Genomic DNA, 8134 nt, shown 5'->3' with positions numbered 1-8134 from the left:
CGGCGAGCCAACCGTGACCGTGGCCATGGCCCAACCCGCGCTGGCCGACGGCTGCGCCCGTCTGCTGCAGGTCATCGCGCAGCGTGGCGTCGCGCACGGCATCGAGGACTCGCTGAAATTCTCGGTGCGCGACGGGCTGGTCGCGCGGCGGCTGCTCGTGGGCGTGCGCTCGGCTGATCTGCCCTGGGCTGGTTTTCTGTCTCTGGTGGAGGAGCTCGGCCTGCCAGCCGGGCACGCAGCAAGCCTTCAGTCCGCGTTTGCACGCTCCAGTGCGCTCGGCCTTGCCGTGGAGGACCGGGGTGCGCGCACCTTGTGGAAGGTGTACCTGGAATTCTGGGACGAGGTGCGCGCAGCCGTGCGCACCAGTGGGTCGCGCGAGCCCCGTTTGATGCACCTGGGCCTGAAGTGGGAGGAGGGGCCGGCGCAGCGGCTGGAACGTGCGCACTACACCTGCCACCCCCTGCTCACGCACCAAGACATCCTGGCCCGCTTGAGGACCCTGTATGGCGAGGACCAGACCATGGCGGGCTACACCGCCGCGCGGCGCATCGTCAAAGTCTGCGCCGTGCGATGGCCGACGATGCCGTTGATCTACCTGGAAGCCGGTGAAGAGGGCAATCCGCGCCGCTCGTTCGACATCAACTGCTACCGGACCGAACTGCGGCTGCCCGACGTGTTGCTGCCGCTGCAGTCAGCGGGTGAGGGGCTTGGTATCGATGCGGAGGCGGTGGCCGACGCACTCGCCGGCCTGGGCGATGCCCGTCTGGGCCATCTGTCGGGCGGCATCGACCGCCACGGGAGCGAATTTCTGAGCCTGTACGTGGAACGCCAGCCGTTGTAGGTGGCCCAAAGGCTCGAAAAACATGGAAGGTGACGAGCCTCTACCCCGGCACTGGATTCACAGTTAGGGCTGCTTGGTTCCCCACCTGACCCGGTTGGCCGCTTCACCATGCGGGAAGGCCCGTCGGGGTGAATTGTAGGCCATGCGGCCTCGCGGCGCAGGGAAGCTGGCGATACCCCGCCGCTTAGAATCAACCGCATGTCCTATGTCGTTCTGGCCCGCAAATACCGCCCGCGCAATTTCACCGAAATGGTGGGTCAGGGCCATGTGGTGCAAGCCCTCTCCAACGCACTGACCACCCAGCGGCTGCACCACGCCTACCTGTTCACCGGCACGCGGGGCGTGGGCAAGACGACCGTCTCGCGCATCCTGGCCAAGTCGCTCAACTGCCTGGGCGCCGACGGGCAGGGTGGCATCACCGCCGAGCCGTGTGGCGTGTGCCAGGCGTGCACCGACATCGACAGCGGCCGCTTTGTGGACTACACCGAGCTCGACGCCGCTTCCAACCGCGGTGTGGACGAGGTGCAGGCTTTGCTGGAACAAGCGGTCTACAAGCCGGTGCAGGGCCGCTTCAAGGTGTTCATGATCGACGAGGTCCACATGCTGACCAACACGGCGTTCAACGCCATGTTGAAGACGCTGGAGGAGCCGCCCGAGTACCTCAAGTTCGTGCTCGCCACGACCGATCCGCAGAAGGTGCCGGTGACGGTGCTCTCGCGCTGCCTGCAGTTCAACCTGCGACCGATGGCGCCCGAGACGGTGCAGGAGCATCTCATGCAGGTGCTGCAGGCCGAGCAGGTGGCTGCCGAAACGCAGGCGCTGCGCCTGATCTCGCGCGCGGCGCGAGGTTCCATGCGCGACGCGCTGTCCCTCACCGACCAGGCCATTGCCTTTGGCGGCGGTCAGTTGCAAGAGGCGACCGTGCGCCAGATGCTCGGCGCGGTGGACCGCTCGTATGTGCTGCGCCTCATCGACGCGCTGGCGCGCTCCGACGGTGCCACGGTGGTCGACACGGTGGATACCTTGCGCCTCAACGGCCTGAACGCCGCCACCACGCTCGAAGACATGACCGGTGTGCTGCAGCGCATGGCGGTGTTGCAGGCGGTGCCGGGTCGTGCGCCGGCCGATGGCCTGGAAGATCCGGACGAAGTCGAGATCGAGCGGCTGGCCGGCAGCCTGCCGGCGGATGAGACCCAGTTGCTTTACAGCCTGTGCCTGCACGGCCGGGCCGAACTCGGCCTGGCGCCCGACGAATACGCCGGCCTGACCATGGTGTTGCTGCGGTTGCTCGCATTCAAACCGGCAGGCTCGGCGGTGGCCGCCGCGGAAAAAAAAACTCTGAAACCCGCTGAGGCGGTGCCACCAGTGGCCTTGGCCGCGCCGACGAGTGCGCCCGTGGCACGCACGGCGCCGATTGCCGCGCCTGTTGCGCCGGCAGTTGCAGCCCCCGTCGCAGCGCCTGCACCCCGGCCGGTGGCGGTTCAGCCACCACCGGCGGCGTCACCCGCACCGGCGCCAGCACCCGCCACGCAAGCCGCAGCCTCGCCCGAGATGGACGATGCGCCCTGGCCCGAAGACGACGGGCCACCGTGGGAAGAAGACCATGAAAGCGTGGTCAACCCGAGCCGCACGGTGGCAATTCCTGTGCGCGACGCAGGTGAGCCGGGCCGCGCAGATCAGCCGCAAGTTCGCGCGCCGTCAGTGTCTGCCGGACTCGCACCGATTGTGCCCAGCGAAGAGGGTGATTTCTGGTTCGACGCCGTCATGCAGCTGGTGCGCGCCGAGGCGATTTCAGCCCTGGTGCGGGAGCTGGGCCTGCAGTCCCAGCTGGTGGCACGCGACACCGACCGCTGGGTGCTGCGCGTGGAGCGCGAGTCGCTCAACCAAGGCAACAGCCGCGAGCGCCTGGCCACGGCGCTGCTAACCATTGGCCACCAGGTGCGCCTCGTGGTGGAGATCGGTACCGTGGCCGACTCACCGTCGCGGCGCCTGGCGCTGGAGGCCGAGCGGCTGCAGCGCCAGGCCGAAGCGCAGATCATGGGTGATCCGTTTGTGCAAACCATGATGCGCGACTTTGGCGGCAGAATCGTCCCCGGCACGCTCAAGGCCACACGCGCCTGAGCCTCTCATTTCATTCCTACAAAGAAAGACACACAGCATGTTCAACAAAGGACAACTCGCCGGCCTCATGAAGCAGGCCCAGGCCATGCAGGACAACCTGAAGAAGGCGCAGGACGAACTGGCCTTCGTCGAAGTCACGGGCGAGTCCGGTGCCGGTCTGGTCAAGGTGCTCATGACCTGCAAGCACGATGTCAAGCGCATCACCATCGACCCCAGCCTGCTGGCCGACGACAAGGACATGCTCGAAGACCTGGTGGCCGCGGCCTTCAACGCCGCAGTGCGCAAGGCCGAAGAAACCTCGGCCGAGAAGATGGGCAAGATCACCGCCGGCATGCCGGGCCTGCCCGGTGGCATGAAGTTTCCTTTCTGACGATCACTTCCGCTAGCGCATGGCCGAAACGCATTCCCTAGAGCATCTGGTTCAGGCCTTGCGGCGCCTGCCTGGGGTGGGCGTCAAGTCGGCCCAACGCATGGCGTTCCACCTGCTGCAGCACGACCGCGAGGGTGCGCTGCACCTGGCCCGCGCGCTGGAGCACGCTGCCGCTTCCGTGCAGCACTGCGCGCTGTGCCACACCTTCACCGAAGAAGCCATCTGCCACACCTGCCTGGACCCGCGGCGCGACCGCAGCCAGCTCTGTGTGGTGGAGACGCCGGCCGACCAGGCCGCCATGGAGCGCACGGGTGCGTACAAGGGCCTGTTTTTCGTGCTGATGGGCAAGCTCAGCCCGTTGGACAACGTGGGTCCGAAAGACATCGGCCTGCAGAAGCTGTTCGACCGCATTGACGCGCCCGCGCAAACGCCCACCGGCGTATCCGAAGTGCGTGAGGTGATCCTGGCGACCAACTTCACGGCTGAAGGCGAAACCACCGCACACGTGATTGCCCAGGCGCTCAAGGGGCGCGGCGTGCAGGTCACGCGGCTGGCGCGCGGCGTGCCCGTGGGCAGCGAGCTGGAATACGTGGACCTGGGCACCATTGCCCACGCCCTGGTGGACCGGCGCTGAACGCATCGATTCATTTTTCCTGAAAGAACCAAACCATGAAATTGGCGGGATTGACCGTGGCCTACTGGTGCGTGCTCGTGTCGTCGGTGCTGCCCATCGCGTGCGCAGGGCTGGCCAAGTGGGGCATGTTCACCCGGCCCAGACGCCAGGGTGGCTATGACAACAACCATCCACGTCAGTGGCTGGCGAAGCAGACCGATTGGCGCGCCCGCGCCAACGCGGCTCAGGCCAACAGCTTCGAAGCTTTGCCGTTTTTCATGGGCGCGGTGATCATTGCCCATCAGATCGGCGCTTCGCAGCTGCGGCTGGATGTGCTGGCCTTCCTCTACATCGTGCTGCGCCTGCTCTACATCATGATGTACGTGGCCGATCTGGCCACGGTGCGCAGCCTGGTGTGGGCGCTGGCCTTTCTGGTGAATATCGCCATCCTGTTCGCCTGAGTGGCAACGCCGTTACATCGGCTTGCAAAAAACACCCTGAAAACGCTCGGTACAAACCCGCTCCGGAATGGTCCCGATGCGGAGTTGAAGGCGGCCCCGTAACCTCTGTGTATTCATAAAGCAATACAGAGAGGACATTCGGGCATGCTCAAGCGCAGAGATTGGGGTCGAGCGGTGGCTGCGGCGGCACTGGCCGCGGGCTTGCCTGAGCTGCGCGCTCAGCCGGTCGTGCCACCTGCCGCCCCCTTGGCACGCAGCGCTCCCAAGCTGGTGATCGCGGTGGACAACCGCACCGACTTCTCCTGCCTGCCCCTGACCATTGCCGACCGTTTGGGCTACTTTGCCAGCGAGGGTGTCGACGTGGAGGTGCGGGATTTTGCCGACGCGTCCCAAGCCATGCAGGCTTTGCTCTCGGGTGCGGTTCATGCGGTTTCGGCGCACTACAGCAGCACCATCGCCTGGCAGGTCCGGGGCCATTCGCTGCAGTCGTTCGTGCTGCAGGGGCGCACGCCGCAGATCGTGGTGGGGGTGTCGACCAAGACGTTCGCGGATTACCGCCAGCTCTCGGATCTCAGGGGCAAGCGCGTGGGCGTGCAGGCCTTCGGATCGCCGGCGCACCGCGTGGCGCGCGCCGTGTTCAACCGTGGCGGCTTGCGTTCCGACGACGTGCAATTCGTTGCCCTGCCCAACGCATGGGCCGCCATTTCCGCGTTTCGCAACGGCGCACTGGACGCCATCAGCTACACCGATCCCACGATGACGCAACTGGAGCAGGCGGGTGAACTCAAGGTGGTGGCCGACACCCGCAGCGTGCGTGGCAATGCCGATGTGTTTGGCGGTCCGATGCCTTCGGCTTGCCTGTGCGCCACCAGTGGATTTCTCACTCAGTTTCCGCGCGCCAGCCAGTCCATGGCGGACGCGATGGTGCATGCCCTCAAGTGGCTGCAGACGGCCGGGCCTTCCGATCTCATCAAGGTGGTGCCGGAGCGCTACTTTCAGGGCGACCGTTCGCTCTACCTCGCGGCGTTCAACCGCGCGCGTGAGGCCTGGTCGCCCGACGGCCTGATGCCTGAAGCGGGGCCGGAGATCGCGGCGCGCCTGGTGGCGCAGTTCGACGAGCCCGGGTCGATGGATCGGTTTGATCTTCCGAGCACATTCACCAACGTGTTCGCCCGCAAGGCCAAGGCCCGCTTCAGGGCCTGAGGCTGATTGGTTCAGGGCTTTCTGTCGGCCTTGGCGCTGGACGCCACACGCGTCTTGGCGCCGCTCGACGCCACTGCCTTGGTGGTCTTTTTCTTGGCAACGGCGCTGACCTTTGTCTTGGTGGGCTGGCCCGCGCTCTTGGCGACCTTGCGGGTGCCGCTGGCCGCCGCCTTCTTCCCGGGAGCGCCAGCCGATGCTGCCAGCGAGACCCGCTTGGGCAGCATCAGGGTCACTTGCTGACCGGGCTTGAGGGCCGCGTTCACCGCCAGCTTGTTCCAGCCAGCCACGCTGACCGCACTCACGTTGTAGCGCTGCGCCAGGCGTGCCAGTGTGTCGCCCTTGCGTGCCTTGACCACCGATCGACGCAGCACGATGTCGGGTTGCAGGCTGAGCTGGGCGTTGTCGGCCACGTGCAAGGGCACATCCGTGTTGCGCTGCCCGGTGCGCGGTACCAGCAGGCTGGAGCCGGCGCGCACGCTCATGCTCGGCGGGATGTTGTTGACGTCGCGCAGCTCGGCTTCGCTCATGCCCACGCGTGAAGCGGCCTGTGCCACCGTCATGGTGGTGGGCACGACCCAGGCGGTCCAGCTGGCCAGCGGGCCGTTGTGGGACTGCAGCTTGGTCTGGAAGATCACCGCGTTGTCCCAGGGCAGCAGCACGTTGGGGGTGCCGGACGCCATCACCACAGGCTGTTTGAGCGAGGGGTTGAGCGCGCGGAAATCGGCCTCGCTCACCTCGGCCAGACGGGCGATCACGGCCACATCGATGTCACGGTCGAGCGTGACGGTGTCAAAGAACGGGTGGTTGCCGATCAGGGGCAGGGTGGTGTTGAACGCCTGGGGGCGGGCCATGATGTTCTTGACCGCCTGCAGCTTGGGCACGTAGGTGCGCGTCTCCAGCGGCATGTTGATGTCGGTGTACCCGGTGGGCAGTCCCTGGCGCTTGTTCTGGGTGATCGCGCGGTTCACATTGCCCTGGCCCCAGTTGTAGGCCGCCAGCGCCAGGTGCCAGTCGCCGAAACGGCCGTGCAGCTGCTGCAGGTAGTCGAGCGCGGCGCGGGTGGAGGCCAGCACGTCGCGGCGGTCGTCGCGAAAGACGTTTTGCTTGAGGTCGAACGACTGCCCGGTGGCGGGCATGAACTGCCACATGCCAGCGGCGCGCGCGCTGGAGACCGCTTGCGGGTTGAAGGCGCTTTCAATGAAGGGCAGCAGGGCCAGCTCCATGGGCATGTTGCGCCGCTCGATCTCTTCGACGATGTGGAACAGGTAGCGGCTGGAGCGCTCGGTCATGCGCTGGATGTAATCGGGCCGGGTGGCATACCAGCGTTCCTGGTCGCGCACCAGGTCGCCGTCGAGATCGTTCATGGCGAAGCCACGGCGGATGCGCTCCCAAAGATCGGCCGGGGCGGCCAGCAGGGCCACGGGCGGCACGCTGGTGCTGGCCACGCCGATATCGCTCAGCGGCACATCGCCCGGCAGGCGGTACGAGGGCAGGCGCGGCGTGTTGGCCGCGCGGTTGCTGGAGGGATCGGTTGCCGACGGCGCCGGGGCGTTGTAGTCGTTGTAAACCGTGGCACAGCCGGAGAGAAAGAGACCGGCTGCCAGGGCGGCAGTGCTCCACCAGTGGTGGCGGCGGGAGGGGGCGGGCGCGGAAGATGGCAAAGCGGAAGCAGGCGTCATTTGAAGTTGTTTTTCCAGGTCCGAAGCGTGGCGAAGACCGACACGGCATCCTGGGTGGTGGCCGGTTCGTGGGCTTGGGCCGATCGCACCACGGACGCTTCTGCGGTGCGCAGGAACGGGTTGATGCGTCTTTCCACTTCGATGGAGCTGGGCAGGGTGGGAAAGTTCTGCGCGCGTTGTTGCTGGCATTGCGCCACGTAGGCGGCGAGAGCGCCATTGTCGGGCTCGATGGCTTGCGCGAACTTCAGGTTGGACAGCGTGTACTCGTGGGTGCAACACACGCGCGTGGCCGCGGGCAGGGCCGCCAGGCGGGTGAGGGAGTCGAGCATCTGCGCGGGTGTGCCTTCGAACAGGCGGCCGCAGCCACCCGAGAACAGCGTGTCGCCGCAGAAAAGCAGCGGCGTGCCCTGGGCTTCGGCCGCGTAAAAGGCGATGTGGCCGGCGGTGTGGCCCGGCACCTCGATCACCTCGAAGCGCAGACCCAGCACGTCCACGTGTTCACCAGCACCCACGCGCTGCAGCGGCTCGGGCATGGGCTCGTGCGTCGGGCCCACCACGCGCGCGCCGGTGGCCTCGCGCAACGCGGCCACGCCACCGGTGTGGTCGGCGTGGTGGTGGGTGATCAGGATGGTGTCGAGCTGCAGCTTGTGCTGTGCCAGCCAGGCCAGCACGCCATCGGACTCGCCGGGATCGACCACCAGCGCGCGCCGGCCGTCGTGGAGGATCCAGATGTAGTTGTCGCTGAAGGAGGGCAGGGGGAACAGTTCCATGGCGTCGGGGCGTGCGTCGATCGGGTGGGGACGTGTAGAGTCCGGGGGGGCTTTCGCGGTGGTTTGCAGTGTCGCA

8 protein-coding genes and 1 other RNA gene are annotated in these 8134 nt (G+C 66.6%); 6 read left to right on the top strand and 3 right to left on the bottom strand.

Annotated elements, in window-relative coordinates; translation table 11 throughout:
- Positions 1 to 13 precede the first annotated feature (13 nt).
- Positions 14 to 841: a hypothetical protein gene (locus F9Z44_RS11510; protein WP_159606252.1), complete on the top strand. Its 828-nt coding sequence runs from the start codon at positions 14 to 16 to the stop codon at positions 839 to 841.
- A gap of 28 nt (positions 842 to 869) precedes the next feature.
- Here F9Z44_RS11510 and ffs read toward each other — a convergent pair.
- Positions 870 to 966, bottom strand: an RNA gene (ffs, locus tag F9Z44_RS11505) — signal recognition particle sRNA small type.
- A 73-nt stretch (positions 967 to 1039) separates the two neighbouring features.
- Between ffs and dnaX the strand changes: the two genes are divergently transcribed.
- The 5 genes from dnaX to F9Z44_RS11480 all read left to right on the top strand — a co-directional run bounded on the left by dnaX (position 1040) and on the right by F9Z44_RS11480 (position 5609).
- Positions 1040 to 2962: a DNA polymerase III subunit gamma/tau gene (dnaX, locus tag F9Z44_RS11500; protein WP_159606250.1), complete on the top strand. Its 1923-nt coding sequence runs from the start codon at positions 1040 to 1042 to the stop codon at positions 2960 to 2962.
- 37 nt (positions 2963 to 2999) lie between these two features.
- On the top strand, positions 3000 to 3332 hold the full coding sequence (locus F9Z44_RS11495) for a YbaB/EbfC family nucleoid-associated protein (protein ID WP_159606248.1): 333 nt from the start codon (positions 3000 to 3002) through the stop codon (positions 3330 to 3332).
- Between the two features lie 19 nt (positions 3333 to 3351).
- Positions 3352 to 3966: a recombination mediator RecR gene (gene recR / locus F9Z44_RS11490; RefSeq protein WP_159606246.1), complete on the top strand. Its 615-nt coding sequence runs from the start codon at positions 3352 to 3354 to the stop codon at positions 3964 to 3966.
- A gap of 35 nt (positions 3967 to 4001) precedes the next feature.
- Complete coding sequence (locus tag F9Z44_RS11485) at positions 4002 to 4406, top strand: MAPEG family protein (RefSeq protein ID WP_159606244.1); 405 nt, start codon at positions 4002 to 4004, stop codon at positions 4404 to 4406.
- Between the two features lie 144 nt (positions 4407 to 4550).
- Positions 4551 to 5609, top strand: coding sequence for an ABC transporter substrate-binding protein (locus F9Z44_RS11480; RefSeq protein WP_159606242.1), 1059 nt, complete (start codon positions 4551 to 4553; stop codon positions 5607 to 5609).
- 11 nt (positions 5610 to 5620) lie between these two features.
- Here the strand turns inward: F9Z44_RS11480 and F9Z44_RS11475 are convergent, their stop codons facing one another.
- Together F9Z44_RS11475 and gloB are read right to left on the bottom strand one after the other, a co-directional pair.
- Complete coding sequence (locus F9Z44_RS11475; protein WP_159606240.1) at positions 5621 to 7288, bottom strand: transglycosylase SLT domain-containing protein; 1668 nt, start codon at positions 7286 to 7288, stop codon at positions 5621 to 5623.
- Entirely contained in the window at positions 7285 to 8058 is a 774-nt protein-coding gene (gloB, locus tag F9Z44_RS11470; RefSeq protein WP_159606238.1) for a hydroxyacylglutathione hydrolase, read from the bottom strand. The genes F9Z44_RS11475 and gloB overlap by 4 nt, the downstream gene beginning before the upstream one ends.
- Between the last annotated feature and the right edge of the window lie 76 nt (positions 8059 to 8134).

It is taken from the genome of Hydrogenophaga sp. PBL-H3, assembly GCF_010104355.1.
GTDB lineage: Bacteria > Pseudomonadota > Gammaproteobacteria > Burkholderiales > Burkholderiaceae_C > Hydrogenophaga.
Note: the sequence above shows the minus strand (reverse complement) of the source record. Positions and strands in the feature narration are given on the sequence as shown.